This window comes from Pseudomonas oryzicola (assembly GCF_014269185.2).
GTDB classification, from domain to species: Bacteria; Pseudomonadota; Gammaproteobacteria; order Pseudomonadales; family Pseudomonadaceae; genus Aquipseudomonas; species Aquipseudomonas oryzicola.
This window is the reverse complement of record NZ_JABWRZ020000001.1, coordinates 2,491,835-2,518,323: the sequence shown is the minus strand read 5'-3', so window position 1 is coordinate 2,518,323 and position 26,489 is coordinate 2,491,835. Positions and strand designations below refer to the sequence as shown.

Genomic DNA, 26,489 nt, shown 5'->3' with positions numbered 1-26,489 from the left:
CTACCTGCGCCTGAGAATTATTTTCGTACTGGTTTGCGCCGGATCTGCACGCTGCCATCGCCTTCCTGCTGCACCGAAACCGGCAGGATGCTCGGTAGCAGCGCCAGCAGCCGGTCGACATTGTGCGCGTCGAACACCCCGCTCAGCTTGAGCGCGGCCAGGCTCGGGTCGTCCAGGCGAATGGCTGCCTTACGATAGTGGCGCAACACCGACACTGCTTCACCCAGCGGCGTCTGCTCGAACACGATGCGCCCTTCCTTCCAGGCCATCGCCCTGGCGGCGTCAGCGTTGGTCACCGGCAGCAGTCGCCCGCCAATCGCATCAACCTGTTGCCCTGGCATGAGGCTGACAGGCGTTTGCGCCGCAGCGGCGACCTGCACGCGCCCGCGCGCCAGTGTCACGCGCACGTTGTCGTCATCCAGGCGGCGCACATTGAACAGCGTGCCTAGCACCTCGACTTTCGTCAGCCCTGCCGACACCACGAACGGGCGGTACACGGCCGAGGACACATCGAACAGGACCTGCCCGGCGTGCAGGCCGGCTTCGCGACTGCGCAGGCGCCAGCGAACATCGACGCGGGAACCGCTGTCGAGCAGCAGTCTGCTGCCGTCGCCCAGCAACACAGCGCGTTGTTCACCAATGGCGGTAGCGAAACGCTCGGTCTTGTACACGGGGTTCAGCCAGGCCAGGGCTACAAAGGCGCATGCAACCACCAGCGCAATAGCCGCCGACTTGGCCACTTTCGTGCGTGCGGGCCTGGGCGGCGGGACGGGGAACAGCTGGCGGAGCTGGTCACGATGCCGCTCCAGCGCCTCGTCCAGTGGCAACTGTTCCGGCGTGTGGCTCATGCGCACACCCCGTCACGGCCAAGCCGCTCCTTGCATGTCGCCACCCCGAGGCGCAGGTGCTTTTCCACGGTCTTGATGGAAAGCCCCAGGTGTGCGGCGACCTCGGCCTGGGGCATCTGGTGGATCTTGTGCATGATGAAAACGGCCTGGCAGCGGGGCGGGAGGCTGGCGATAGCGTTGACCAGCAGTTGGAACTCGCGCTCGGCATCATACCTGCCTCCGGGCGTCGGTGCCGGGCAGACCACCTCCGGCAGCTCGGCGAACGCCTGCACCCAGGCGCCCCGACGACGATCGCTGCGATAGCGGCTGATGGCGGTGTCGTTGGAGATCTTGCGCAGCAACGCCAGTGGTGCCCGAACGTCGTCCTTTTCGCCGCGTTCGAGCAACTGCACGCACACGTCATGCACAACGTCGCGAGCCATGCCTCGGTCGCCGAAGCGTCGGCGAATGTGGTCCACCAGCTCGTCGTAGTGACGTACCAAGGTAGACAACAGCGTCGGTTTGGCGGGCTCGAACGACACGATAGATCCTGCAAGAGCGCTAGGCTGCGAAGAGAGGCGCCAAGTGTAAATGAGAAATAATCGCGAATAAACACCCTCTTCGCTCGCGCACGCCTAGGCCGCCGGCCCTGGTCTATTGAACGCCGCCAATTGCTGGATCAACAAACACACCACAGCGCCGGACAACGCCAGGGCCATGTCCTTCTGTGCGTCCCAGGGGTCTTTCTGGGTCGCCAGGAACGCTCGCGCCCGGTCGTCGCCCAGGTACTGGCCGCCCACCCATTCGAACAGTTCATACAGTGCCGACGTCGCCAGCACCATCGACACGGTGCCCAGCGCAAGCCAGGCGCCGTTCAGGCCGGCCTTTCGTTGCAGCAGCTCCTTGATCGGCCAGACGAACAGCAGGCCGTAGCTCAGATGCACCAGCCGATCGAACTGATTGCGCTGCCAGCCCATGGCGGTATTCAGCGAGTGGCCGGTGAGCGCTTCCAGCCAGTCATCGTAGGGCACCTTGGCATAGGTGAAATGCGCGCCCAGTTCGTGAATCGCCAGTAGCACGACGATGGCCAGATAGGCCGCTGGGGAAAAGCGCCAGCGCCGACAGGTCAGTGCCAGGCTCAGCAGCAACCCTACCGGCAAGACGTTTTCCACCAGCCAGTCTGCCCGGTCCAATGGCGCCACCCCGGAGGCAAGGACCATCACCGTGGCCACTGCCAGCAGGGCTGCGCTCTGGCGGGGCGTGGCCGACGGGGCGCAACTGGCAGGCAGCCTCAGCTTCTCGTTCATGGCTTTGCGCTCGGGCCGGGCACAGATGACCGTGTCGTGCCGATCACCGGCGAGCCGTGACCGGGTCAGCCCTTGGAGCGCCTCGGGTCGGCGGCGGACATGATAAGTGTCCATCGCACTGCTCCTGTTCAAAGCGGCTCGTCATCGTCCGGGATATCCTGCTCGGCTTGGGCTGCGTCCGTGGCATCCGCATCGTTCAGTGGGGGTGACGCGGGCTTGAGGGGGTCGTTGATGAACGGGGCCTTGCCCGGCCCTTGCTCTTCAAGCCCTTCGGTTTCTGGCTGCATGAGGAATCCTCCAAGTCACCTTTACATTCGGCAACGCCATCGACGCTGCGGTTCCTGCAACGTCATGGAACGCTTTGCTGCGCGCAACCCTCCCAGAGTAATGCAGGGCGAGTCGCGCACTGCCCATTCACCTTCGGAGGACATGCTTGCATGAAGAACATTCTGATGGTCCTGACCTCTCACGACCAACTGGGCGACACCGGCAAGAAAACCGGCTTCTGGCTGGAGGAATTCGCCGCGCCCTACTACGTGTTCATCGACGCCGGTGCCGATGTCACGCTCGCCTCGCCCAAGGGCGGCCAGCCGCCACTGGACCCGAAGAGCGACGAGGCTGACGCCCAGACCGAGGCAACCCGGCGCTTCGCCCACGACACCGAAGGGCAAATGGCCCTGGCCGACACCGTACCACTCGGGGAAATCGACCCCTACCACTTCGATGCGGTGTTCTACCCCGGCGGGCACGGGCCATTATGGGACCTGGCCGAGGACGCAGATTCGCGGACCCTGCTCGAAGCGTTCTATGCCGCTAACAAGCCGATTGCCGCTGTGTGTCATGCACCCGCCGTGCTGAAGGAGGTGAAGGCACCCGACGGGCACCCGGTGGTCAAGGGCAAGCGAGTGACCGGCTTCGCCAACAGCGAAGAACAGGCGGTGGGGCTGAGCGAGGTGGTGCCGTTTCTGGTGGAGGACATGCTCAAGGCCCACGGTGGTGAATATTCCAAGGCTGCCGACTGGGCCAGCCACGTGGTCGAGGACGGCCATTTGATCACCGGCCAGAACCCCGCGTCATCCGAAGCGGTGGCCAGGGCACTGCTCAAGCGCCTGGGTCAGCAACCCGGCGCCTGACCTGGCCGGTAACTCCGGGCAACGCCAACGTGTTGCGCTGCCCGGTCTGCATCACTGCACAAAACCTGTCAGCAAAAAGGAATTTTTGGCAAACAGCCGCTGTCGCAGTGATAGCGCACTGCCACCGCCTGCATTGATTGATCGTCGCAAGCTGACCCGGAGGTCCCTTCTTTCCACCCGTGCGCGATGTTTGAGTATTGCCATGAACACCTACGAGTCATCCGCTGTTCACCCAACCATCCTGCTGGTGGAGGACGAGCCGATCCTGCGTGAACTGCTGACCTGCGCCCTGGAAGACCTGGGCGCCACGGTCTTCCCGGTGGGTACCGCCGAAGAGGGCCGGCGGCTCTCGCTACGGCAGGCATTTTCACTGCTGCTGACCGACGTCAGAACGCCCGGCCCGTTGAACGGGCTGGCGCTTGCGCAGGAACTTCATGACCGCCAACCGGCGACCCGGATCATTGTCATGAGTGGTTACCACGATGCGGCCAGCACCACGCTACCGCCAGGTGCGGTATTTCTGCCCAAGCCCTGGGCGCTTGACCAGTTGCTCGCGGTTATTGGCGACCAGTTGGGGAAGGTCAAACCGCCGAGCGTCAGACCTGCGGCCTGACCCCGGCAGCGGCCCCTTCAGCGCAGGCCGAAGGGGCTGGTGCTGCAGGGGCCGCAGGATCAGGGGTTGAAGCCCAACCCTGATGACAGGTCGGAGCCGTCAGCGCCGCGCCCCGGCCGGGCCGGCGGTTTGTCGGCCCCTTGTTCGAGCGACTGCGCAACCGCCGCCTTCACCTCGCTGCCTTTGGCCTTGAGCGTGTCGCTCAGGCGGTCGCTGCTGGCACCCATGAGCTGGTCTTCCTTGCGGGTACCCGGTAACGCCGCTCCTAACGCAGCACCCAGCGCAATGCCCAGCGCAGCCAACACCAGCGGCTGTTCTTGCAGCAGGTGGTCGAACTGGCCCTTGAGTGCGGTTGCCTGGTCACCAACCTTGTGTGCGGAACTGCGCAGGGTATCTGCAGAGGCGCCCATCGAATCCCGCGCACCGCTGCTCAGGTCACTGGCCCGATCACGCATGTCATGCGCTTTCATGCGCACTTTCTGGCTGGCATCGTGCATCGCCTCGCCTGCCGATGCGAAGGCGCCCTTCACGCTATCCACCGCCTCGCCGAGCTTGTCGCCCAGCCCCGGCCCGTGGTGCGCAGGCCCCGGATTGAACGGGCGGTTCTGGTTGAGCCCGAGCCACGCCAGGCCCAGCACGGTCAAGGTGGCAGGCACCGGGTTGTTCTTGAGGGTGGTGCCCAGGTTGGTGAAGAACTCACCGCCGTTGCCCTTGGCGTAAGCCAGTACCCGGTCGACCATCTGGCCCGGGCTCAGCCGCTGTTCCAGGGCATCCACCAGGTCACTGATATGCTCGCGTTTGGCATTGATTTCCTGTTCGAGCTGCTCCGGGTCCTTGTGCGCCTCATGTTCGAAGGAAGTAGTCATGGCAGTTTCCTCGTCAGCGTGTCCTTGTCCTGTTGCATGGCATGCAAGGTACGGTCAGGGGCCAGGTGGCCAGGCTCGAACTGTTTCTTGCCCGACTGCAGCATGATGAAGCCGATCACCACCGTGACCGCGCCCACGATCAGCGCCGCCAGCCAGGGCTGGAGCACCAGGGCCAACGCGTAGACCGCCGCCAGCAACAGCATGATGAAGCCCGCCAGGACCACGATTGCCCCGGCCGCCACGGCTGCTGTGCCGGCCTTCAGGGTGGCCAGGTTGTGCTGCAGTTCGGCCTTGGCCAGGGCCAGTTCCTTGGTGAACAGCTCCGGTACCTCACGCATCAGCTGACGCAACAGGCCACCGACGCCGACCGGGTCATCAACCGGAGTGTGCAACCCTGGGGTAGTGTGCAAAGGATCTTTGTTCATCATTCGCCTCCTTTGAGCGGATCGCGTTCGAATGGGCTGCCACTGACCGACGTGCCGGCACCGGGCCCGATCGGGTCGACCGGGGTGTAGGGTTCACGGGTGGATACGTCACTGCCTCGGTCGGGTATCACTGGCTGCGTGGCGCGTGGCGCGGTGAAGCCATGCGCTGCTGTAGCGGAGGGTGTGTCCGCATGGGTGTCGCTGGCGCGCATGAAGCGCGAAATGGCAAAACCGACGGCCACGCTGCCGGCCAGGAACAAGGCCGGATTGCTGCGCGCCAGTTGCGTGCCGCGTTGCAACAGGCTTTCGGCGCTTTGGTGGCGCACCTGCTCGGCAAACTCGCCCATGCACTCCGCCGCCTGGGTCAGGTACCGCGACAGGCCAAGGCTGTCATTGCCTTCCAGGGCCGCTGCGGCCGAACGTGCGCCTTCCTGGAGGGAGTCGAGCTGATCGGCCGCACTGTCGCGGTAATGCTCCAGCTGCTCACCACCTTTCTGCCTGGCCTCCCCCAGCAAGGCCCCGGCTTCTTCACCAATGGCATGCACGTGGTCCGGGTTGCGGTTGGGCGGAGAGGTCGAGCTTTGATCGGTCTTTTCCATCATTGCGTCCTCGAAGCGGATTGTTGGAAAAATGCCGGATTTCTGCAGGCATCCATTCGAGGGACGTAGCCACGCCTCGCCGAGTTCAGTCGTGATGATCTGTGACATTTACCCAGCGGGCCAATGAACCGCGCACCGACAACCCACGGGCCGTGCATTTGGTGCAAGGGTTTCATCAGCCATGGTAATCGGCACCGGCAATGGCCTTGAGCCGGCGCTGCTCGATGCTTATCTGCCCGGTAAGCGCATTCATGTTGGCCGCCCTCCCCCCTGTTTGCCAGTCGAGCCCGGGCGAGGGGTCAAGGTTCATTCGAGGCAGGCCCCGCGCGCCCTGCCGCCCGTTGTCTGCCCAGGCGCACAGCGAGCTCACCGAGGCAGCGGACTGCCACTGAACGATTCCACCTGAACTTTCCCTCTGCCCCTGGCTTCCCCTGCATAGAGCGTTACCTCATCCGCCACTGCAGGAGCTGAACCCATGAGAGCATTGACATACCACGGGGCCCAGGACGTCAGGGTCGACACTGTGCCTGACCCGGCCATTCAGGACCAGGACGACATCATCCTGCGGGTCACGGCCACCGCCATCTGCGGCTCCGACCTGCACCTCTACCACGGCAAGATTCCGCAGACCGAACCTGGCGATATCTTCGGCCACGAGTTCATGGGCGTGGTCGAGGAGACTGGCCGCGGCGTCACCAACCTGCAGGTCGGCGACCGCGTGGTGATCCCTTTCGTGATCGCCTGTGGCAGTTGCTTCTTCTGCCAGCTCGAGCAGTTCGCCGCTTGCGAAACCACCAACACCGGCCGGGGTGCGATCCTCAACAAGAAGAGCATCCCGCCGGGTGCAGCGTTGTTCGGCTACAGCCACCTGTATGGCGGCGTGCCCGGTGGCCAGGCCGATTTCGTGCGGGTGCCCAAGGCCAACGTCGGCCCGTTCAAGGTGCCCACCGCCCTGCCCGACGACAAGGTACTGTTCCTCTCGGACATCCTGCCCACGGCCTGGCAGGCCGTGACCAATGCCCAGGTCGGCCAAGGCTCGACCGTGGCCATCTATGGCGCCGGGCCGGTCGGCCTGCTGAGCGCGGCCTGCGCACGCATGCTTGGTGCGCAGACGATCTTCATGGTCGATGACAACGACTACCGCCTGGCATTCGCCCGCGAGGCCTACGGCGTGGTGCCGATCAACTTCGAGCAGGATGACGACCCGGCCGACAGCATCATCCGTCTGACCCCAGGCATGCGCGGCGTGGATGCGGTCATCGATGCGGTCGGCTTCGAGGCCAAGGGCAGCACCACCGAAACGCTGCTGACCACGCTGAAGATCGAGGGCAGCAGTGGCAAGGCGCTGCGCCAGAGCATCGCCGCGGTGCGCCGGGGCGGTGTGGTCAGTGTGCCCGGGGTGTATGCCGGGTTCATCCATGCCTTCATGTTTGGCGATGCCTTCGACAAGGGCCTGACCTTCAAGATGGGCCAGACCCATGTGCAGAAGTTCTTGCCCGAACTGCTCGAACATATCGAGGCCGGGCGGCTGGAGCCGGAACTGATCGTCACCCATCGCCTGGCCCTGGAAGAAGCAGCCATGGGCTACCGGATGTTCGACCAGAAGCAGGACGACTGCCGCAAGGTCATCCTCGTGCCGGGCGCTGCCGCCGGCACCTTGGGGCCAGACCACGCAGTCGGGGGGGGCCAGCCATGATCGATCCGGCAACCGGCATGCGGCCGGGCGAGCGCTACAGCGTGGAAAGCCTGGAGCGGGTGCATCAGTTTCCCGGGTTCTTCCTCGACGGCAGGTATTACCTGGGGCCCGAGCTGCTGACCGCGGTCGGCTGGCTCGAAGGGCAGCGGTTCATCTACGACGCACTCGATGCCACCGGCGAACCGGTGTTCCCGGGGCGGGCGGCCGGCGACATCAAGGACCTGACCCTGACTTTGGTCGACGGCACGCGTCTGGCGCTGACACCCATCGATGCCTGGGCAGCCGGGGAAGCCCTGCCCAGGCAACCAGGCGGGCGCCCCAAGCGGCACGACAAACCTGGCGTGCTGGCGGTTGCAGCCATGCTGCTGTTGGGTGGCTGTTGCCTGGCAGCACTGCATCGCGCACGACGGTAAGCCCGCACAGGGGGTCGCGCAAGGCCCCCTTCGACGCTAGGAGCTGTCGGCTCATGCCAGCTGAATGAACACCGCATAACCGCCCAATACGATCCAGAACAGCAGAAAGATCCAGGGCGTACGCAGCGAGAACAACAATGACTTGCGGTGCCCCGCCTGCGAGGTTTCGGCCTCGCTGAACAGTGGTGACTCGTCATAGGCCAGGCCCATCAACGGCTCGCTGCGCAGCAGGTGGCTCTGCTTCAATTGCCAGTGCTCAATGATCTTGTAGGCAGCCCGAATGCCCGGCCAGGCATTGAGTGAGCTGAGCACCCCGAGCAAGGCGAGGAACGGCGGCACGATCAGGGTGAACATCTCGCCCCAGCTCTGGTTCAGGTTACCCATCGAAGACACGAACGCAATCACCAGAAAGGACTGTGCGGTGAGGTAGGCATCGGTGCGATTGGCCAGGATGCTGGTTTCGTACTGGATTTCATGGCGGTAGAAATCCAGCCGCTCTTTTGGCGAGCCGAACATGCGGGCGTTGTGTTCGTTGATTTCGTGCTCAGGGGTAGCGGGAGTGATGATGCGTGGCACGATGGCTCCTGGAAAGTGTAGGTGATCCGGACTGCACAGGGTTCATTGATCCGGCACGGCGCGTGTGGGAGCGGGTTCACCCGCGCAAACCGGCGAAGCCGCTGCCATGCAGCGCCTCTCCCACAACGACCGTACTGCCGCCCCGCCGTCTATCCTTTGCTGTGTTCAGGTGAGGACGGCCCGGTGCCGCGCTTGATGCCGCGTGGCCCGAGCCCCCCCCAGATGGCCAGGCCGACCACCGGCAAGGCCAGCAACAGCAGCGCCCACATGGCCTTGGTTGCATCGCGTTTGTCGCTGCGGAACACACTGACGATGGCCCACAGGTCGACCAGCAGAATGATCGCCGCCACCGCGATCCAGAAATACGTCACAGGCTCGGTCATGATCGCCTCTCCTCTGGTTGGACCGGCAGCAGTGCAATGCTGCGCACCACCACCTCGTACTAAGAGGAAGCCAGCAGGCCGGGCAAAGTTCAGCAGGCTTTATCCGGCGTTGATGGGCGGCTCACATGCACTGAACCAACCGCGCAGGAAACACGTCCACCACAAAACAACGCATGAGTGACCTGCCATGGCGACCGACCCCGTACTCGAGGCCATCGACTACCTGAAAACCCACAAGCTGGTGCTGACCACTGCAGAGTCCTGCACGGCCGGCGCCATGGTCGCGCTGCTGGCGGCAGTCCCCGGCACCGGCGAGGTGCTGGAGAGCGGCTACGTGGTATACGCGCCCAGCGCCAAGAAACGCCTGCTCGGCGTCAACCCGCAGACCATCGAACGCTACGGCCTGACCAGCGAAGCAGTGGCCTGGGAGATGGCGCTGGGCGCCCTGAAAGACAGCGATGCCACGGTTGCCATTGCCTGCACCGGTGTCGCCGGGCCGGAGCCGCAGGGTGCCATCGCACCCGGCACCCTGTGTTTCGCCTGGGCCTTTGTCGGCGAGCCACTGGCCGTGTTCACCCGCACCCAGCGCTTCTTTGGCGAGCGCTCCGATGTCATGCGTCAGGGCGCCTTGTATGGCTTGTCGCACCTGGCCCATTACCACCAGCGCTGGTTGCGCGGCGAACGCGCCTGAGGGCTACGCGCATGAGCGACGACGAGCTGCTTTCAAGGCACCACCCGGTCGAGGAAGACATGCGCATGCAGCAGCGTGTCTGGCGTTTCGAACGGGTGGGCTGGTATGCGCTGGTAGTGATCGTGCTGCTGGCCCTGGCCGGCCTGTTTGGCAACGGCCCGCTCAGTGACGCCCAGGTGGCCAGTGATGACGGTCGCGTGCAGGTCGACTATCAGCGACTCAGCCGCAGCGGCACTACCGATAACCTGCGTATCACGGTGCGCGGTACACCAGGTGAAGCGGTGCAGGTGGTGCTCGGCGGCAATCTGCTGCGCGAAGCCAGCATCGAAACGATGCAGCCCGAGCCGCAAGTCTCCCGATCCCATGGCAAGTCGCTGCTGTTGCAACTCGGCACCAGCCAGGACGGCGTCGCCACCCTGTACCTGACCTTGCGCAGCGAACATGTCGGCAGGCTCGAAGGTGTGGTCAGGGCCGGGCAGAGCAGCGCCGTGCACTTCGCCACCTTCCTCTACCCCTAGGAGTTCGATCACATGGACTCGATCCTGCGCGCCACAGCCATGTACATCGCCCTGATGCTGCTGTTTCGCGTGGCCGGCAGGCGCTCGCTGGCCGACCTGACCACCTTCGACTTCGTCTTGCTGCTGATCATTGGCGAAGCCACCCAGCAGGCATTGCTGGGCGAGGATTTCTCCTTCATCAATGCCATGCTGGTGATTGCCACGCTGATCGCGCTGGATGTCGGCCTGTCACTGGCCAAGCTCAATTCCAGGCGCCTGGCCCGCCTGCTCGACGGCCACGCCACGCTGGTGGTGGAACAGGGCCGATTCCTCCATCAGCGCATGCGCCGGGCCCGGCTGACCGAAGACGACATCCTCGAATCGGCCCGCGACAGCCAGGGCCTGGAACGCGTCGAGCAGATCAAGTTCGCCATCGTCGAACGCAACGGCAAGATCTCGATCATCCCTCGGGAGTGAGCGCGGCATGCGGTTGCAGCACATACTCCAACAGGCTGGCAGCACAGGCGCTGATCCCCTCCAGCAGCACCATCTCGAAACCGTGGGTGTTCTCGGTCGGGATGGCAATGCACCCGGCGCGGGCATCGGCCCCACTGCTGAGCACTGCGCTGGCATCGGAAGCGAAATCCACCAGCAGCGCTGGCTGCGGTGCGTAGCCTGCCCGGCGGGTGGCGGCCATCAGCGCCTGCACCACGCTGCGGCTGTAATAGCCCTTCTGGTCGCCGGTATTGATGATCGGGTCGGCTGACAGGCGGGTCCCGTATTCATCCAGCACCGGCCCCACCTCCACCGCAATGGTCGTGTCGCCTGGCAGCCTGGCGGCGGCGTACAGGGCACCGGCGTTGGACTCTTCTTCATGGCTGGTCAGCACGAACCAGACATCCTGGCGCAGTTCGCTGCGCCGCCGTTGCAGCAGGTGCGCGCAACGAATCACCGCCGCCAGCGGTGCGCGGTCATCGAGAAAATGCGCGGCAAGGCAGTCCTCGACCTGGTACGGCTGCCGCCAATGCTGGCTCAGTACCACCCGTGTGCCCGGACGCACGCCGGCCTGTTCGAGTGCCTGTGGGGTCATGCGGGTGACGACATGGACGTCCTTCCATTGCACGGCGCCGGACAGCACATCGCGCCCACTCCCGGACTCCCCGCTGTTGTGCATCGAACCGTAGGACAGAACACCCGGGAGCAAGCGATGATCGCCCATGATATCGACCGGGCATACGCCAAAACTGATGGGCTGCGCGCCGCCAAGCGCCAACACCTCGAGGTTGCCATCCGGGCGGACTTTCTTGACGATCATGGCAATTTCATCAAGATGGGCCATGACCCGTATCGCCGTAGCAGGGTCGGCAGGGGCCGCTGCGCGAATGACGCCGACCAGGTTGCCGGCACTGTCGCCGTGCACCTCCTCGCAACAAGCGGCCAGCGCCCGCTGCGCGACCACCCGGACCTCATCTTCCTGGCCTCCGGGGCCACGTGCCAGCAACAGGGCATTGAGTAACGGCAGAATCTCCACGAACCTTCCCCTTCGATCAAGGGCCGCTGGTGCGGCCCTGACTACCCTCGTAATGGCCAGCGAAGCACCTCACGCTTCCCCGGAAGACCCATTCGAGAACTTCTTCACGTCTATGGGTGGGGCGACGAACTCAGGCCCCTGGCCCGACGCGCGCCAACGCACATTGGCCAGCCCGTAACGCTCGGCCATCGGCCGGCTGACCTTCTTGATCTTGTGCTGGCCAAACCTGGGGATGATCCCCACGCCGGCATCGCAACTTGCCCAGTGCCAGGCTTCGGCATTGTCCATGCGCTCCTGGCGGATGATGAACGTGCGAAATTCCCCGTGAAGCTCGTACTCGATCACAAACAACTGCGGTCCTGCCATTGGACTCTCCTCCATCGATTCAGGCTAATTGAGCCCGCGCTTGGCAAAAAGATTCATTTATTCTGACTTGCTGGTCATCACCCGCCCTTGCGCGAGCGAGCGGTACGTTGATCAACCGCTTTGAACCTTGCGACCCGCGCTTCACTCCATCGAAGGCAACCGTGATTTTTCCGAGCCCGAAGAGGTGATTCATGAACGCAATCGATCTGTTGGTGCAGGACCATGAGCTGGTGAAGAAGCTGCTGGAGGAGCTGTCCTCCACCACCGAGCGTGCAGTGAAAAAACGCACCGAGCTGCTCGAACGCATCAAGCAGGAGGTGACCATCCATACCGCCCTGGAAGAGGAAATCCTCTATCCGGCGATCAAGCAGGCCGGTGGCAAGGAAGAGGCGAAAATGTACTACGAGGCCAAGGAAGAGCACCGTGCCGTCGATTCCCTGGTGCTGCCGGACCTGCTGCAGACCGACACCGGCACCATCGAGTTCGCCGGCAGGGTCAAGGTCATGAAGGAGCTGCTGGAACACCATATCGAGGAAGAAGAAAGCGAGCTGTTCCCGACTGCCCGCAAACTGCTGGGCAACCAGGCGCTGGAAGAGATGGGCCAGGCCATGCAAGCCCAGAAGAAGCTGCTCAAGGGCGAGCTGAACGCCGCCTGACAACCGCCTGCGCGCCCCGCCGGGCGCGCAGGCGCGCCGTGGAAGCCTGTGATGGAATATTGGATCGACTTGTTGCAATGGCCCGCCATGGCCCTGACAGTTCTGGCCGCCTGGTGCATTGGCTCGCGCCGCCCTGGCCGGCGCAAGCTGGGTTTCTGCTGTTTCATTGCCAGCAACCTGCTGTGGGCGATCTGGGGCTGGCAGGTCCAGGCCTGGGCACTGATCATGCTGCAGGTTTGCCTGTGCGCGATGAACCTGCGCGGGTGGAAAAAGAACACCGCAATGGAAGCGGGCTGAGCGCCCATCCTTCAGCTTTACCTCGCTCAGCGCAGATAGCGCTGCAGCCTCAAGGCGCCCCCCACTGCAGCGCCGGAAGCCGTGTTGTCGAAGATGCACCAGGTCGGCACGCCAGCGGCGCGGCTGCGCTGCAACTGCTCGGCCAGGCGTCGAAGATAGTCATCGGCGTAGGCACTGTGATAGATGCGCGGTTCACCATGCAGGCGCCAGTAGACCAGGCCCGGCCAGCCACCTGGCTGGGCGTCGCTGTCGAAGCGTGCAGGGCTGGCTGCCACCTGGGCGATATGCAGGTCGACCAGCATCGACTGTGCGCCTTGCCAGCTGGCGTGCCTGGGTTCCAGCGCCACCGGCCCGGCATAGCGGGCGCGCAAATCGGCAAAGAATTGCCAGGCGGTTTCGCGGGTGTAGTCCAGCGAAGGGGGCAATTGCACCAGCAGGCAGCCGAGCTGCTCGCCCAGCTGGCCGCACTGGGCGAGGAACGCTTCCAACGCTGGGATGGCCTCATGCAGGCGCCGTTCGTGGGTGATGCTCTTCGGCAGCTTCACGGCAAAGCGAAAATCCGCCGGAACGGACGCTGCCCAGCGGGCATAGGTATCAGGCCGATGCGGCCGGTAGAACGAGCTGTTGATCTCGACTGCGTTCAAACCCGTGGCGTAGCGCTGCAGGTGGCTGCCAGGGGATGGAAACTCATCGGCGTACTGGCGAGGCAGGCTCCAGCCTGCGCAACCCAGATGAATCATCACGTCAACTCCCTGTTCGTTCCCCTGTGACGGCTCCTTCAATGGAACACTTTGGAGGCACGACGTTCCGTTGGTGACATCCAGTTGAACAGCTTGCGGACCAGGGCGACCTAAGCCAGGTGACCAACCTGCGAGGAGACACGCCATGATCGACCCCAACCACCCCGACCCGTATGTCGACGAGGTGCCGCACAACCCCGGCGAGCCTGTACCCGAACCGAAGCCGGAACAAGAGGCGCCCGACTGGCCAGAGGGCCAGGTGCCACCCGAGCAACAGTCCGACGGTTGAGGCTCAGCCGCCGAGCGACTCGGCGCTGAACGCCCGGCGCTCGGCGGCAACCCGCCGGGCACGCCCTACCCCCCACACCAGCGCCCGGCTCATGGTTTCACCGGGGCGCTGGGCATAGGCGCGTTCGTACAGCGCCGTGCCATCGGCCAGATACACCCCGATGAACAGCTGGGTTGCGCCTGTACGGGACAGGCGCGTCTGTACCTCCAGGCGGGTGTCGTCGTCGAGGGCTTCCTCGTGGACCTGATGGTGCAGGATCGGATCGCACCAGCTGCGGTACGTCTCGCCTCTCTTTTTCATGTGGCAGCCCTCGTTGGTGGTGTCTTCCATAGAGCGTCGGGTTCCGCCGCACAGTGCAAAAACAATCCGAACCATCGGACAGCCGGCCAGGCTGGACGCACGTCGCACACGGCCAACCGCCACTCGTCGCCAATGCGCAGATTCCATACAACCTTCCTCCGCCTGCCGTTCTTCTAACTCAACAAGCCTGAACATTCGGTAACACAATACGGGACAAACACATGGCAAAGGCATATACGGAAGCCGCCAGGCTGCTCGGCCTGCTGGTGCTCGGGGGTATCGCGCTGCAGTTGTCGGGTTGCGACATGGTGCTGTTCAACCCCAAGGGCCAGGTCGGCCTGGAGCAGCGCAACCTGATCATCCTCGCCACGCTGCTGATGCTGATCGTGGTCCTCCCGGTGATGATCATGGCGTTGGTGTTCTCGGTGCATTACCGGGCCTCCAACGTCAAAGCGCGGTATACACCGGAGTGGAGCCACTCGCGGGCTATCGAACTGGTGGTCTGGGGCGTGCCGCTGGTCATCATCATCGTCCTCGGCATCGTCACCTGGCGCTCCACCCATGCGCTGGCCCCCTACCGCCCGCTGCAGTCCGACGCCCGCCCGCTCAAGGTGCAGGTGATCGCCACCGATTGGAAGTGGCTGTTCGTCTATCCCGAACTGGGCATTGCCTCGGTCAACGAACTGGCCATGCCGGTGGACACGCCGGTGGACTTCCGGGTGACCTCGGACGGTGCCATCACCTCGTTCTTCATCCCCGCCCTGGGCGGGCAGATCTACGCCATGGCCGGCATGCAGACGCAGCTGCACCTGATCGCCAACCATGCCGGCAGCTATACCGGCATCGCCGCCAACTACAACGGCCCCGGTTTCTCCAACATGCACTTCAAGGCCCTCGCCCTCGACCCGGCCGGTTTCGACGCCTGGGTGGCGCAGGTGCGCGGTTCGCAGCGCCGCCTCGACCAGGCCAGCTACACGCAGCTGGCCAAGCCCAGTGTCGCCCACCCGGTCGAGCACTACGCCGCGGTCGACACGCAATTGTTCCAGTCGCTGATCGACAAGTACCACGGCGTCAAGCGCTCGCGCGAGGTCGAGCGACGCCTGAGCGACCCACAAGGTGATGCGCCACAACCCGGCAAGGAGTAACGCACATGTTCGGAAAACTGACCTGGGATGCCATCCCTCTCGGCGAGCCCATCATCATGTACACCCTGGCGGTGGTCGGGCTGATCGGCATCGGCGGCGTAGGGGCGATCAGCTACAAGCGCAAGTGGACGTACCTGTGGCGGGAATGGTTCACCTCGGTGGACCACAAGCGCATCGGCGTGATGTACATCGTGGTCGCCCTGGTGATGCTGCTGCGCGGTTTCGCCGACGCGCTGATGATGCGCACCCAGCAGGCCATGGCCGCCGACGGCTCGCCGGGCTACCTGCCACCGGAGCACTACGACCAGATCTTCACCGCCCACGGGGTGATCATGATCTTCTTCATGGCCATGCCGTTCGTGGTCGGCCTGATGAACATCGTGGTGCCGTTGCAGATCGGTGCCCGCGACGTGGCCTACCCGTTCCTCAACGCCGTCAGTTTCTGGCTGTTCGTTGCCGGTGCCCTGCTGGTCAACATTTCCCTCGGCATCGGCGAGTTCGCCCGCACCGGCTGGGTCGCCTACCCGCCGTTGTCCGGCATCGGCTACAGCCCGGGGGTCGGCGTGGACTACTACATCTGGTCGCTACAGATATCCGGCATCGGCACCTTGCTCACGGGCCTGAACTTCTTCGTCACCATCCTCAAGATGCGCACCACCGGCATGACCCTGTTCCGCATGCCGGTGTTCACCTGGACCGTGCTGTGCACCTCGGTCCTGATCCTGGCGGCCTTCCCCATCCTCACCGCGACGCTGTTCATGCTCACCCTGGACCGTTACCTGGGCATGCACTTCTTCACCAACGAACTGGGCGGCAACCCGATGATGTACATCAACCTCATCTGGGCCTGGGGCCACCCGGAGGTGTACATCCTGATCCTGCCGGCCTTCGGCATCTTCTCCGAAGTGGCATCGACGTTTTCGCGCAAGCGCCTGTTCGGCTACTACTCGCTGGTGTGGGCGACCATCGTCATCACCGTGCTGTCGTTCATCGTCTGGGTGCACCACTTCTTCACCATGGGCGCCGGGCCCGACGTCAACGCGTTCTTCGGCATCATGACCATGATCATTGCCGTGCCGACCGGGGTGAAGATCTTCACCTGGCTGTTCACCATGTACCGTGGGCGGGTGCGCTTCGAGACACCGATGCTGTGGACCGTAGGTTTCATCGTCACCTTCAGCATCGGCGGCATGACCGGTGTACTGCTGGCGGTGCCGGGTGCGGACTTCCTGTTGCACAACAGCCTGTTCCTGGTCGCGCATTTCCATAACGTGATCATTGGCGGTGCGGTGTTCGGCTACCTGTGCGGGCTGACCTACTGGTTCCCCAAGGCCTTCGGCTTCAAGCTCTACGACCCGCTGGGCCGCGCGGCGTTCTGGTGTTGGCTGGTCGGCTTCTATTGCGCCTTCATGCCCTCCTACTTCCTCGGTTTCATGGGCATGACCCGGCGCCTGAACCACTTCGACGTGCCGCAGTGGCGGCCATTCCTGCTGCTGGAGATGCTGGGTGTGCTGATCATCCTGTGCGGCGTGGCCTGCCAGGTCATGCAACTGGTGGTGAGCATCCGCAAGCGCCACGAAAACCGCGACCACACCGGCGACCCGTGGGATGGCCGTACCCTGGAATGGGCCACTGCCTCGCCGCCGCCGTTCTACAACTTTGCCGAGCAACCGGTGGTGCATGGCATCGACGCTTATTGGGGGATGAAGGAAAAAGGCGTGAAGACCCTGGTGGAGGCAGACTTCCGCAAGATCCACATGCCTTGCAACACCAGCCTGGGTGTGGTGCTCGGGGGGCTTGCCACGGTGATGGGCTTTGCCCTGGTCTGGCACATCTGGTGGCTGGTGATCGCCAGCCTGCTGGCCACGGTGGCGACGCTGGTGGTGCGCAGCTATGACCAGCACACCGAATACTACGTGTCGGCCGAAGAAGTCGAGCGCGTGGAAACCAGACGGCGGCAACTGCTGGCGGAGGCCTGAACCATGTCCCATATCGTGCTGAACGAAACTGCCCACCAGCAGGAGCAAGGCTACGAGGATGCCGGCTCCCTGAGCCTGTTCGGCTTCTGGATCTACCTGATGACCGACTGCATCCTGTTCGCCACGCTGTTCGCCACCTATGCCGTACTGGGCCAGGCGGTGGCCGGCGGGCCGAGCGCAGCGGACATCTTCGAGCTGCCGTATGTACTGGTCGAAACCTTCCTGCTGCTGTTCAGCAGCATCAGCTACGGCTACGCCATGCTGGCCAACCACCGCAAGGACAAACGCCGGGTGCTGCAGTGGCTGGGGGTGACCTTCCTGCTCGGCCTGGGCTTCATCGCCATGGAACTCAACGAATTCCACCACCTGATTGCCGAAGGTGCCGACCCGCAGCGCAGTGCCTTCCTGACTGGCTTCTTCACCCTGGTCGGCACCCATGGCCTGCATGTGCTGGTCGGCCTGGTGTGGATGGCCTTGCTGATGATCCAGGTGCAGCAGCGCGGCCTGTGCTGCGTCAATTCCACACGCCTGAGCTGCCTGAGCCTGTTCTGGCACTTCCTCGACATCGTGTGGGTATGCGTGTTTACCGTCGTCTACCTGTTCGGGGTGATCTGATGTCCAGTGAAAGCCAGGTCCACAGCAGTGCCGGTGCCAGCCAGAGCAGCCACCAATCCTACAACGTGGGTTTCCTGCTGGCCGCCATCCTCACCCTCGTGCCCTTCGGGCTGGCCATGTACCCGAGCCTGCCACGCCAGCTTACCTTCCTGCTGGTGCTGCTCTGCGCGGTGGTGCAGATCGTGGTGCACATGCTGTTCTTCCTGCACCTGACCACGGCACGCGAACAACGCTGGAGCCTGGTGGCGCTGGTGTTCACGGTAGTGATCATCGTGCTGCTGGTGGGGCTGTCGTTGTGGATCATGTACTACGTGCACGCCAACATGCTGGGCCTGTAGGCCCAGCCCCTGTCACCCGACCCTGACGGAAGGAGGCAAGCCCTCATGAGTGACCGCATCATTGCACTGTTCGCCGATACCACGCTGTTCGGCATTTCCATCCTCAACCTGTTGCTGGCATTGGCCGTTGCCATCGGCACCTTCCTGGTCGCGCGGGCGACCATCAGCTTCGTGCTGCGCCGGGTCCGGCGCTGGTCCGAACACGACGGCGCACTGAGCCAGGTGCTGGCCAAAGTGCTCGCCGGCACCAGCAATTTCCTCTTGTTGCTCGCCTCGCTGCTGGTCGGCCTGAGCATGCTCGACCTGCCCGAGCGCTGGCTGACGCGGGTCGGCAGCCTGTGGTTCGTGGTCGCGGCGTTGCAGATCGGGTTGTGGGCCAACCGCGCCATTGGCCTGGGCCTGAGCCGCTACTTCGCACGCCATGGCAGCAGTGGCTTGAACCAGGGCAGCGCGCTGGCCACCCTGTCGGCCTGGGGCGCGCGGGTGTTGCTGTGGTCCGTGGTGCTGCTGGCGATGCTGTCCAACCTGGGCGTCAATATTACCGCCTTCGTCGCCAGCCTGGGTGTGGGCGGCATCGCCGTCGCGCTGGCAGTGCAGAACATCCTCGGTGACCTGTTCGCCTCGTTGTCGATCGCCGTGGACAAGCCCTTCGAAGTGGGCGACTTCATCGTCATCGGCCCGCTGGCCGGTACGGTGGAACACGTCGGGCTGAAGACCACGCGCATTCGCAGCCTGGGTGGCGAGCAGATCGTGATGGCCAACGCCAGCATGATCAGCAGCACCATCCAGAACTACAAGCGCCTGCAGGAGCGGCGCATCGTGTTCGAGTTCGGCCTTTCGTACGACACACCCACCGAGGCGGTGAAGAAGGCGCCGGCGATCGTCGAAGAAGCCATCAAGGCGCAGGAGCAGGTGCGCTTCGATCGCGCCCACCTGCGTGGCTTCGGCAAGGAGGCGCTGGAGTTCGAGTGCGTGTACATCGTCAAGGACCCGGGCTACAACCTGTACATGGACATTCAGCAGGCCATCAACTTCCGCCTGCTTGAGCGTTTCTCGAAGATCGGTGCGCAGTTCGCCGTGCCGGTGCGCGCGATCAAGGTCACTGCCCTGCCAGAGGAAACCCGCGCTCAGGAGCAAGGCCGCGGGAGCCTGGGTATCCGCGGAGCATGAAGGGGCGTCCTGCCCCGTTCATGCCGCGTGAGGTTCAGGGCTGCTGATAATGGCCCGGCGAGGTGCTGGGCTGATGATCGTGTTCCAGGCGCTGCACCTGCACATCGGTGAAAGACGTTGCCTCGGTACGGTGAAGGCCCTGCAGGTAGTCGCGTGCAACCTCTCTGCTCAGGTCCTCTTCGTCGCTGCGCAACTCACAGGTGCCCGGTTGGTTGTCGAGAATGTAGCTGATCAGGTACAGGTACTTGGCCATCGAATATGCTCCCACTTGGCTGGATGTAAACGGACGACGCACTGGGTTGATCCAGCTGTGGGTGATTCCGTTCAACAGCGATGACGGCTGGCCGCAGAACATTCATTGCGGTGCAGGAAGGCACCGGCTGTGCCGGTGATCGCGGCTGCCGCTCCTACAGGTAACGCGTCAACCCGAAGCCGGCGCGGCTCACACACGTAGGAGCGGAGTTATCCGCGAAGCAGGCGAAGCGCTGGCTGGCACCGGCTGTGCCGGTGATCGCGGCTGAAGCCGCTCCTACCGGTACCGCGCAAGCCCGAATCCGGCGCGGTTCACCATGTAGGAGCGGATTTATCCGCGATGCAGGCGCCGCGGTAAATGCCACCGGCCATGCCCGCTGCCACGTGGATTGCCCAGGCCTTTAGCTCCACAGCTCCTGCTGCCATCCGTCGAGTGGTTCGACCGTTCCAGCCCTTGCGGGCCTCCCAACAGTACCTATCACTGGAACGGAGAGGTACTTGAAATGGCAACGGTACAAGACAACCTGCTGGACTGGCTGCGCGACGCCCATGCCATGGAGCAACAGGCCGAAAGCATGCTCAAGGGCCAGGCCGAACGCCTCGAGCACTACCCGCAGCTCAAGGGCCGTATCGTGCAGCACATCGAAGAAACCCAGGGCCAGCAACGTCTGCTGCTGGAATGCATCGAGCGGTTGGGGGGCAGTACGTCCACCCTCAAGGACCTGGCCGGCAAGCTCATGGCGTTCGGCCAGGCCGTCGGCGGCATGGTCATGAGCGATGAGGTGGTCAAGGGTGCCATGTCCGGCTATGTGTTCGAGAACATGGAGATCGCGTCCTACACGGTACTGATCGAAGCGGCCGAGGCAGCTGGCGACGGCGCCACGGCGCAGGCATGCAGGTCGATTCTGAAGGAAGAGGAAGCCATGGCCCTATGGCTGAAGGAGCACCTGCCAGAAATCACCCGGGCATTCCTGGCACGCTCCGCCGATCCGGATGCCGAAGCCAAGCGCTAGAATGGGCCCCGCAGCGGATCGGATGATCCGTTGCGGGGTGTCATTACAGCGGCTCGTCGCCGTTGACCTTGCCCAGTTCTGCCCCGGTCAAGGGCTGCAACTCGGGGTTGGACATTGTTCTGGCCTTCATCGCTTCGGCTGCTGCCGCCGACTGTTCGTCGAGCTGCACCGTGGCCATTCCGTCGCCTCCGTTCACCGCCGACTCGGGCTGGTCGACATAGATCCAGTCCTGGCCTTCGTTCCATGAGCCGCGCATTTCGCCGCCGTGGGACATGTTGAAATAGGTGCGGTTGACTTCCGGGTCGCCCGGCAGCTTGCCTTGCGGGAAGTTCGGCTGGATCGAGTGCAAGGCTTTTTCGAACGACAGCTGGTGAGCGATTTCACGGCTCATCAGGAACCCCAGCGCATCCTTGATACCCGGGTCATCGGTGACGTTGATCAAGCGTTCATAGACGATCTTCGCCCTGGCCTCGGCGGCAATATTGGAACGCAGGTCCGCCGTCGGCTCGCCGATGGTGTCGATGTAGGCTGCGGTCCAGGGTATGCCACCGGAGTTCACCAGCGCTGCACCACCGCCATACAACAGGCTGGTGATATGCGAATCGTTGCCGGCCCCGGTCAACGACCGGTACAACTCGCCTTCGGCTTCCACCCCTTCGGCCAGGCGCCCCTTGGCACCCTTGTTCAGCATCACCACGATCGAGCCGATGATCTCCAGGTGGCTCAGCTCTTCGGTGGCAATGTCGAACAGCATGTCCTTGCGCCCCGGGTCATCCTCGGTCACCGCCTGGGTGAAGTAGCGCATCGCTGCAGCCAGTTCGCCCTGCGGCCCGCCGAACTGTTCCAGCAGCAGGTTCGCCAGCCCTGGGTTGGGCTGCGCGACGCGAACCGTATACTGCAGTCGCTTGTTGTGCATGAACATTGGCAAATCCTCATCAGCGTGCCGAGGCGGCCATGGCCGCCTCGGTCGGTTCAATGGTGATCAGCGGTTGTCATCGCTGTTGCGACCGCCGCCATGGCTGTGCTGGCCGCCTTTGCGGCCGGCCTCGGAGGCCTTCTCGCGGTCGTTGGCAAAATTGCCGCCGGAAGCCTGCCCACCCTTCTGGCCTGCTTCGGAGGCGCGTTCAGGGTCGTTCTTGAAATTGCCGCCGGACATCTGCCCGCCTTTGTGGCCGGCCTCCGAGGCACGTTCAGGATCGTTCTTGAAATTACCGCCTGACATCTGCCCGCCCTTATGCCCGGCTTCAGCGGCGCGTTCAGGATCATTCTTGAAGTTGCCGCCCGATGCCTGGCCGCCCTTGTGGCCGGCCTCCGATGCCTTCTCGCGATCGTTGGCGAAGTTGCCGGGGTTGGTGTTGGCGCTGCCGCCCTGGTTGCTGCGTTTGTCGTCGTTGCTAGCCATGATCGTTCACCTCATGTGGTTAACACAGGTTGGTCTGTGTTCACTAATGACCGAAGGCAAACGCTGCGGAGTGAAAGTGATTTCGCTATCGCTGACGAAATGCTTTAAGCACTTGGGCACAAGATATTCGGGTTACCGAACCCTCGACGCGATATTGCTGTGGGATTTGCATCCGCGGCGCCAATTGCTGGCAAGCGGCCTTGTGTTGCACCAGGCCGCCCAAGGTTTCAAGCCTGGCCGATGCGGCAAACCGCTTCGATGGCTTCGACCAGCTCGTCGTACTGCACCGGCTTGGTCAGCCGACGATCGAACAGCGCCGCCTCGTCTGCCCGCTTGGCCTGATGGGTGCCGTAACCGCTCAGCGCGATCGTCGGGGTGAGACGGTGCTGTTTTTTCTCGCGCAAGGCGCTGACGAACTCATGCCCGTCCATTTCCGGCATGCCGATATCCGTCAGGATCACATCGAAACGTTTCTCGGCGGCCTCCTGCAGCGCCTGGCGTGGGTCGAGGTAGCTGCTGACCAGTGCGTCTTCCATTTCCAGCAGCATGCGCATCACGTCGACCACTTCCGGCGAATCGTCCACCAGCAGCACTCGCAACCCTTTCAACCGGCCATCACCATCCTCGGAGGGGTCGGCTGGTGGTAATTCGGGCTGAGCCTGGTTCGACAGCGGCAACTCGACGCTGAAGGTCGAGCCATGCCCCAACCCGGCCGACCGGGCGACCACGGCACCGCCATGGGCTTCGACCAACTGCCTGACCAAGGCCAGGCCGATACCCAGGCCATCGCGGCGGTGGCTGGCATGCCTGGCCTGTTTGAACAGTTCGAAGATGCTGGACAGGTCGGCAGCGGACAACCCCGGCCCGTTGTCGCTCACGTCCAGACGCGCGCAGTTTTCCGTGCGGCTCAGCATCACCCGCACGCGGGCTCTCTCGCCACTGAACTTCAGGGCATTGTTGAGCAGGTTCCACACCACCTGCTCGATCCGCGTCGGGTCACCATCGACCACCAGCGAGGTGCCCGGCTGGGGCAGCTCGAGGGTGATACGTGCCGACGGGTACTCCTCCGCTGCGATGGCATGGATCGACTTGACCAGGCCGACCAGGTCCAGCAACTGTTTCTTCAGTTTCAACTTGCCGGTGCGCAGGCGGGCCGTGTCGAGCAGGTCGTCGATGATGCGCGCCTGGCTGGTCACCGCGTCGTTGATGGTAGCGATGGCCTTGCTCGCCTGGACCGTGTTGCGTACCGCCGGTAGCCGACGAAGAATCTCGGCGTTGAGCTGAATCAGGTTGAGCGGATGCTTCAGTTCATGCGACATCACCGCAAAGAACTCGTCCTTGAGCATGCTGTCGCTCTGCGTCTCGGCCAGCTGTTTACTTTGCTCGTCCTGCAGGCGCTTGTGCCCGGTGAGGTCGCGGGCAATCTTGACGAAGCCTGCGGTCTCGCCGCGCAACCGGGCTGTTTCGCCACTGCAATAGAAGCGGCTGCCGTCCTTGCGCACGTGCCAACGCTCGTCCTCCGCCCGGCCATGCTCCTGCGCGCGGCGCAATTCTGCCTCGGGCACGTCGGCGGCCTGGTCCTCGGCAGTGAACAGCACGCTGAAGTGGCTGCCGACAATCTCCTCGGGGGTGTAGCCGAAAATATACTCGGCGCCCCGGTTCCAGTCGCTGACAAGGCCGTTGCCATCGAGGATGATGATGGCGAAATCCTGCGTGCTTTCCGCCACCAGGCGCATGCGTTCCTGGCCCAGGCGCAGGTCTTCTTCCGCTTCACGGCGCTTGGTGATGTCGATGAAGGTCAGCACCGTGCCGTCGATATGGTCTTCGCTGGAGCGGTAAGGCAGCAGCCGGGCAATGTACCAGCGCTGGTCGCTGCTGCTGACTTCGCGTTCCATCATGGTCAGCGACTCGTAGACGGCAGTGGCATCATCGGCCAGTTGCGGGTAGTCGAGGCGGTGCGTGATGTCCAGCAGCGAACGGCCGGTGTCCACCGGCAGCATGCTGAAAATATCCTTGGCCCGCGGGGTGAACCAACGGATGTGCATGTTGCGGTCGACGAACACCGTGGCGATGTCGGTGGAGGCGATCAGGTTGGCCAGGTAATCGTTGATCTTGTCGGTTTCCTCGACCTTGCTCTTGAGTTCGTAGTTGACCGTCAGCAGCTCTTCGTTGATCGACTGCAATTCTTCCTTGCTGGTTTCCAGCTCTTCGGTGGCGGAACGCAGCTCTTCGTTGATTGCCTGCATCTCTTCGTTCGAAGCCTTCAGCTCTTCGCTGGAAACCTCCGACTGCTCGATGGTTTCCTGCAGGTGCAACTTGGTGCGCTGCAGCTCGCTTTCGAGGCTGGCCATCACTTTGTTCTCGGTCAGCTGGTCGAACTCCAGCATCTGCTCGCCGATACTCACCGGCGCCGCATTGAAGACAATGGTGCAGACTTCCTGAGCGGTTACATCGTCCTTGTAGGGCCGTGCGGCGATGTCGAGCCAGTAGTCGGCATCGCCCTCACTGAAGCGTACCTTGCGCGACAGGGTAGCCTTGCCGCTCTGCTGCGCCTGGAACAGCGTGGTGCGCAACTCGAGCCGCAACTCGGGCATGATCAGCACCATCACGTTGCGCGCGACTTCGCCAGTCACGTAGCGCAGGAAACGCCCTGCCCCTTCGTTCATGTGCAGGATGTCGCCATTGCTGTCAACAATCATGCTGGGCGGCATCTGCTGGGCCATGGCCCGGTTATGGATGTCGGCGTAGGAAAACTTGCGCTGCACCTGTACCAGCGGCGCGGGCATTGCCAGGCTGGACAGGGTGAACCCGCCCCTGGGCATGGTCGGGGCGCGGCGGTTCACGCTGGCGCCGACCTTGGCGCGGAAGATGCGGTTACGCTTGTCTACCGGGGTGAACAGTTCAGGGCAGGCATCGGCGGATTCCGACGAACCCATGAACAGATAGCCACCAGGCCGCAGCGCAAAGTGGAACATCTGCAGCATCTCCTTCTGGATATCGCGGTCCAGGTAGATGAGCAGGTTGCGGCAGACAATCAGGTCGATCTGCGAGAATGGCGGGTCGGACAGCAGGCTGTGCTTGGCGAACAAGACCTTTTCACGAACTTCCTTGCGCACCCGGTAATGCTCGTTTTCCTTGACGAAATACTGCCGCAGGCGCATCGGCGGCACGTCGGTGACGATGGCTTCCGAATACAGCCCGGCGCGGCCAACGGCAATCGCGCGCTCATCGATGTCGGTGGCAAACACCTGCAGCTTCAGCGGGTGGGATTCGAGCTTCTGGTGTTCCGCGCTCAGGATCGCCAGGCTGTAGGCCTCTTCGCCGGTCGAGCAGCCAGCGGACCAGATGCGCACCTCTTCACGGTTGTCTTCCTCGTCCCTGGCGCTGAGCAGCGAACCCAGCACATGGCGTTCGAGGGCTTCGAAGGCCTCGCGGTCGCGGAAGAAGTTGGTAACTCCGATCAGCATGTCGCCAAGCAGCTTCTTGGCTTCATCCGAAGTTTCTTCCAGGTAACGCAGGTAGCTGGGTAGATCCGGCTGGGTCGTCACTTGCAGCCTGCGCTCGATGCGGCGCAACACGGTTGCACGCTTGTAATGCTTGAAATCGTGCCCGGTGCGGTTACGCAAGGTGCGCAGGATGTCCTGAATGACCCGCTCTGCGTCCTCGCGTGCATGCTCCTCGGTCTGTGCAGCCACTTTCAGGTCATGCGGAGCGGGCAACTTGATGGTCTGCGTGTTACGCCACAACTCCAGCAGTTTGTGCGGTATTTCTGCCACCGGCAACACCGCATCGACCATGCCGGTGGCGATTGCCGCCACCGGCATGCCGTCGAACTCGGCATCGTCGGGGCTCTGCACGATGGTGATGCCGCCCTGCTCCTTGATCCGCGACAGGCCCACCGCGCCGTCACTGCCGGTACCGGAAAGCACCAGGCAGAAGCTGTATTCCTTGTGCACGTCCGCCAGATCACGGAAGAACAGGTCGATGGCAATATGCCTGCCCAATGGCCGGGCCGACGGCACCACCTTCAGGTAGCCATCATTCATTGCCAATTGACTGGCGGGCGATATCACGTAGACATGATTCGACTCGATGCGCGAGGTGCCCGTTACCTGAATGACCGGCATGGCAGTGCAGGCCTGCAGGATCTTGTCCGCCACGCTTTCGTGGTCTGGCGACAGGTGCAGGACGATGACGAACGCCATGTCGCTGTTTGCCGGCATGTGTTCGAAAAATACTTTCAGGGCGGCAAGCCCGCCAGCAGAGGCACCGATGCCTACTACCGGGAAATTGAGATGACTTGGCACAATCCCGTCCCGCTCAGGCTTGGAGCTGGGAGAAGGTGTGATCGTCCTTTTCATTGTTGCTCT

The 26,489-nt window shown here is 63.4% G+C and carries 34 protein-coding genes; 16 read left to right on the top strand and 18 right to left on the bottom strand.

Annotated features, from left to right (window positions below; translation table 11 throughout):
• Window positions 1-17: 17 nt before the first annotated feature.
• The 4 genes from HU760_RS11600 to HU760_RS11585 all read right to left on the bottom strand — a co-directional run bounded on the left by HU760_RS11600 (window position 18) and on the right by HU760_RS11585 (window position 2,421).
• Entirely contained in the window at window positions 18-848 is an 831-nt protein-coding gene (locus HU760_RS11600) for a FecR family protein (RefSeq protein ID WP_186674416.1), read from the bottom strand.
• Window positions 845-1,369: an RNA polymerase sigma factor gene (locus tag HU760_RS11595; protein ID WP_186674417.1), complete on the bottom strand. Its 525-nt coding sequence runs from the start codon at window positions 1,367-1,369 to the stop codon at window positions 845-847. Before HU760_RS11595 ends, HU760_RS11600 begins: the two co-directional genes overlap by 4 nt.
• A gap of 93 nt (window positions 1,370-1,462) precedes the next feature.
• A complete protein-coding gene (locus tag HU760_RS11590; protein ID WP_225932810.1) occupies window positions 1,463-2,248 on the bottom strand; it encodes a DUF2238 domain-containing protein in 786 nt (261 codons plus the stop codon).
• Window positions 2,249-2,262: 14 nt separating this feature from the next.
• Window positions 2,263-2,421, bottom strand: coding sequence for a hypothetical protein (locus tag HU760_RS11585; RefSeq protein ID WP_186674418.1), 159 nt, complete (start codon window positions 2,419-2,421; stop codon window positions 2,263-2,265).
• Between the two features lie 150 nt (window positions 2,422-2,571).
• On the opposite strand from HU760_RS11585, the gene HU760_RS11580 reads away from it, so the two are divergent.
• Together HU760_RS11580 and HU760_RS11575 are read left to right on the top strand one after the other, a co-directional pair.
• Window positions 2,572-3,267, top strand: coding sequence for a type 1 glutamine amidotransferase domain-containing protein (locus tag HU760_RS11580; RefSeq protein ID WP_186674419.1), 696 nt, complete (start codon window positions 2,572-2,574; stop codon window positions 3,265-3,267).
• 202 nt (window positions 3,268-3,469) lie between these two features.
• Window positions 3,470-3,880, top strand: coding sequence for a response regulator (locus HU760_RS11575; protein ID WP_186674420.1), 411 nt, complete (start codon window positions 3,470-3,472; stop codon window positions 3,878-3,880).
• A gap of 59 nt (window positions 3,881-3,939) precedes the next feature.
• Here HU760_RS11575 and HU760_RS11570 read toward each other — a convergent pair whose 3' ends face one another.
• The 4 genes from HU760_RS11570 to HU760_RS24555 form a co-directional block, all read right to left on the bottom strand.
• Window positions 3,940-4,746, bottom strand: a complete 807-nt coding sequence (locus HU760_RS11570) for a DUF3618 domain-containing protein (RefSeq protein ID WP_186674421.1) — start codon at window positions 4,744-4,746, stop codon at window positions 3,940-3,942.
• Window positions 4,743-5,171 carry a phage holin family protein gene (locus HU760_RS11565; RefSeq protein ID WP_186674422.1) on the bottom strand — a complete coding sequence of 143 codons (429 nt, stop codon included), beginning with the start codon at window positions 5,169-5,171 and terminating at the stop codon, window positions 4,743-4,745. Before HU760_RS11565 ends, HU760_RS11570 begins: the two co-directional genes overlap by 4 nt.
• Entirely contained in the window at window positions 5,171-5,770 is a 600-nt protein-coding gene (locus tag HU760_RS11560; RefSeq protein WP_186674423.1) for a hypothetical protein, read from the bottom strand. Before HU760_RS11560 ends, HU760_RS11565 begins: the two co-directional genes overlap by 1 nt.
• 175 nt (window positions 5,771-5,945) lie before the next feature.
• Window positions 5,946-6,080, bottom strand: coding sequence for a hypothetical protein (locus HU760_RS24555; protein ID WP_264081708.1), 135 nt, complete (start codon window positions 6,078-6,080; stop codon window positions 5,946-5,948).
• Between the two features lie 165 nt (window positions 6,081-6,245).
• On the opposite strand from HU760_RS24555, the gene HU760_RS11555 reads away from it, so the two are divergent.
• The gene (locus HU760_RS11555; RefSeq protein WP_186674424.1) at window positions 6,246-7,466 is read left to right on the top strand and encodes a zinc-dependent alcohol dehydrogenase; all 1,221 of its coding nucleotides are present in this window, start codon (window positions 6,246-6,248) and stop codon (window positions 7,464-7,466) included.
• Window positions 7,463-7,879 carry a short chain dehydrogenase gene (locus HU760_RS11550; protein WP_186674425.1) on the top strand — a complete coding sequence of 139 codons (417 nt, stop codon included), beginning with the start codon at window positions 7,463-7,465 and terminating at the stop codon, window positions 7,877-7,879. The genes HU760_RS11555 and HU760_RS11550 overlap by 4 nt, the downstream gene beginning before the upstream one ends.
• A gap of 51 nt (window positions 7,880-7,930) precedes the next feature.
• Here the strand turns inward: HU760_RS11550 and HU760_RS11545 are convergent, their stop codons facing one another.
• Both HU760_RS11545 and HU760_RS11540 read right to left on the bottom strand, forming a co-directional pair.
• Window positions 7,931-8,455 (bottom strand): hypothetical protein, encoded by a 525-nt coding sequence (locus tag HU760_RS11545; RefSeq protein ID WP_186674426.1) that lies wholly within the window; start codon window positions 8,453-8,455, stop codon window positions 7,931-7,933.
• Between the two features lie 149 nt (window positions 8,456-8,604).
• Window positions 8,605-8,838, bottom strand: coding sequence for a PLDc N-terminal domain-containing protein (locus HU760_RS11540; protein ID WP_186674427.1), 234 nt, complete (start codon window positions 8,836-8,838; stop codon window positions 8,605-8,607).
• A 187-nt stretch (window positions 8,839-9,025) separates the two neighbouring features.
• Between HU760_RS11540 and HU760_RS11535 the strand changes: the two genes are divergently transcribed.
• The 3 genes from HU760_RS11535 to HU760_RS11525 are packed head-to-tail and all read left to right on the top strand — an operon-like array spanning window position 9,026 to window position 10,503.
• Window positions 9,026-9,529, top strand: a complete 504-nt coding sequence (locus tag HU760_RS11535; RefSeq protein WP_186674428.1) for a CinA family protein — start codon at window positions 9,026-9,028, stop codon at window positions 9,527-9,529.
• Between the two features lie 11 nt (window positions 9,530-9,540).
• On the top strand, window positions 9,541-10,047 hold the full coding sequence (locus tag HU760_RS11530; protein WP_186674429.1) for a hypothetical protein: 507 nt from the start codon (window positions 9,541-9,543) through the stop codon (window positions 10,045-10,047).
• Window positions 10,048-10,059: 12 nt separating this feature from the next.
• Window positions 10,060-10,503 (top strand): DUF421 domain-containing protein, encoded by a 444-nt coding sequence (locus HU760_RS11525; protein WP_186674430.1) that lies wholly within the window; start codon window positions 10,060-10,062, stop codon window positions 10,501-10,503.
• Here HU760_RS11525 and HU760_RS11520 read toward each other — a convergent pair.
• Together HU760_RS11520 and HU760_RS11515 are read right to left on the bottom strand one after the other, a co-directional pair.
• Window positions 10,487-11,557, bottom strand: a complete 1,071-nt coding sequence (locus HU760_RS11520; protein ID WP_186674431.1) for a zinc-binding metallopeptidase family protein — start codon at window positions 11,555-11,557, stop codon at window positions 10,487-10,489. The two genes, HU760_RS11525 and HU760_RS11520, sit on opposite strands and share 17 nt — an antisense overlap.
• Window positions 11,558-11,626: 69 nt before the next feature.
• The gene (locus HU760_RS11515; RefSeq protein WP_186674432.1) at window positions 11,627-11,923 is read right to left on the bottom strand and encodes a DUF6555 family protein; all 297 of its coding nucleotides are present in this window, start codon (window positions 11,921-11,923) and stop codon (window positions 11,627-11,629) included.
• Between the two features lie 191 nt (window positions 11,924-12,114).
• Between HU760_RS11515 and HU760_RS11510 the strand changes: the two genes are divergently transcribed.
• The gene (locus tag HU760_RS11510) at window positions 12,115-12,579 is read left to right on the top strand and encodes a PA2171 family ribosome-binding persister protein (protein WP_186674433.1); all 465 of its coding nucleotides are present in this window, start codon (window positions 12,115-12,117) and stop codon (window positions 12,577-12,579) included.
• Between the two features lie 51 nt (window positions 12,580-12,630).
• Entirely contained in the window at window positions 12,631-12,876 is a 246-nt protein-coding gene (locus tag HU760_RS11505; protein ID WP_186674434.1) for a hypothetical protein, read from the top strand.
• Between the two features lie 26 nt (window positions 12,877-12,902).
• Here HU760_RS11505 and HU760_RS11500 read toward each other — a convergent pair whose 3' ends face one another.
• The gene (locus HU760_RS11500) at window positions 12,903-13,616 is read right to left on the bottom strand and encodes a DUF72 domain-containing protein (RefSeq protein ID WP_186674497.1); all 714 of its coding nucleotides are present in this window, start codon (window positions 13,614-13,616) and stop codon (window positions 12,903-12,905) included.
• 145 nt (window positions 13,617-13,761) lie between these two features.
• Between HU760_RS11500 and HU760_RS11495 the strand changes: the two genes are divergently transcribed.
• Window positions 13,762-13,905, top strand: a complete 144-nt coding sequence (locus HU760_RS11495; RefSeq protein ID WP_186674435.1) for a hypothetical protein — start codon at window positions 13,762-13,764, stop codon at window positions 13,903-13,905.
• A gap of 3 nt (window positions 13,906-13,908) precedes the next feature.
• Here the strand turns inward: HU760_RS11495 and HU760_RS11490 are convergent, their stop codons facing one another.
• Window positions 13,909-14,205: a hypothetical protein gene (locus tag HU760_RS11490; RefSeq protein ID WP_186674436.1), complete on the bottom strand. Its 297-nt coding sequence runs from the start codon at window positions 14,203-14,205 to the stop codon at window positions 13,909-13,911.
• 221 nt (window positions 14,206-14,426) lie between these two features.
• On the opposite strand from HU760_RS11490, the gene cyoA reads away from it, so the two are divergent.
• The 5 genes from cyoA to HU760_RS11465 are packed head-to-tail and all read left to right on the top strand — an operon-like array spanning window position 14,427 to window position 19,452.
• Window positions 14,427-15,350 (top strand): ubiquinol oxidase subunit II, encoded by a 924-nt coding sequence (cyoA, locus tag HU760_RS11485; protein ID WP_186674437.1) that lies wholly within the window; start codon window positions 14,427-14,429, stop codon window positions 15,348-15,350.
• Window positions 15,351-15,355: 5 nt separating this feature from the next.
• Window positions 15,356-17,329: a cytochrome o ubiquinol oxidase subunit I gene (cyoB, locus tag HU760_RS11480; protein WP_186674438.1), complete on the top strand. Its 1,974-nt coding sequence runs from the start codon at window positions 15,356-15,358 to the stop codon at window positions 17,327-17,329.
• Window positions 17,330-17,332: 3 nt separating this feature from the next.
• Window positions 17,333-17,944, top strand: coding sequence for a cytochrome o ubiquinol oxidase subunit III (gene cyoC / locus HU760_RS11475; RefSeq protein ID WP_186674439.1), 612 nt, complete (start codon window positions 17,333-17,335; stop codon window positions 17,942-17,944).
• Entirely contained in the window at window positions 17,944-18,282 is a 339-nt protein-coding gene (gene cyoD, locus HU760_RS11470) for a cytochrome o ubiquinol oxidase subunit IV (protein ID WP_186674440.1), read from the top strand. Before cyoC ends, cyoD begins: the two co-directional genes overlap by 1 nt.
• A 45-nt stretch (window positions 18,283-18,327) precedes the next feature.
• Window positions 18,328-19,452 (top strand): mechanosensitive ion channel family protein, encoded by a 1,125-nt coding sequence (locus HU760_RS11465; protein ID WP_186674441.1) that lies wholly within the window; start codon window positions 18,328-18,330, stop codon window positions 19,450-19,452.
• A gap of 34 nt (window positions 19,453-19,486) precedes the next feature.
• Here the strand turns inward: HU760_RS11465 and HU760_RS11460 are convergent, their stop codons facing one another.
• The gene (locus HU760_RS11460; protein ID WP_186674442.1) at window positions 19,487-19,705 is read right to left on the bottom strand and encodes a hypothetical protein; all 219 of its coding nucleotides are present in this window, start codon (window positions 19,703-19,705) and stop codon (window positions 19,487-19,489) included.
• Window positions 19,706-20,207: 502 nt separating this feature from the next.
• On the opposite strand from HU760_RS11460, the gene HU760_RS11455 reads away from it, so the two are divergent.
• Window positions 20,208-20,717: a ferritin-like domain-containing protein gene (locus HU760_RS11455; protein WP_186674443.1), complete on the top strand. Its 510-nt coding sequence runs from the start codon at window positions 20,208-20,210 to the stop codon at window positions 20,715-20,717.
• Between the two features lie 43 nt (window positions 20,718-20,760).
• Here the strand turns inward: HU760_RS11455 and HU760_RS11450 are convergent, their stop codons facing one another.
• The 3 genes from HU760_RS11450 to HU760_RS11440 all read right to left on the bottom strand — a co-directional run bounded on the left by HU760_RS11450 (window position 20,761) and on the right by HU760_RS11440 (window position 26,480).
• Window positions 20,761-21,639 (bottom strand): manganese catalase family protein, encoded by an 879-nt coding sequence (locus tag HU760_RS11450; RefSeq protein ID WP_186674444.1) that lies wholly within the window; start codon window positions 21,637-21,639, stop codon window positions 20,761-20,763.
• A gap of 60 nt (window positions 21,640-21,699) precedes the next feature.
• A complete protein-coding gene (locus tag HU760_RS11445; protein WP_186674445.1) occupies window positions 21,700-22,119 on the bottom strand; it encodes a con-10 family general stress protein in 420 nt (139 codons plus the stop codon).
• Window positions 22,120-22,346: 227 nt separating this feature from the next.
• Complete coding sequence (locus HU760_RS11440) at window positions 22,347-26,480, bottom strand: CheR family methyltransferase (RefSeq protein ID WP_186674446.1); 4,134 nt, start codon at window positions 26,478-26,480, stop codon at window positions 22,347-22,349.
• Window positions 26,481-26,489 lie beyond the last annotated feature (9 nt).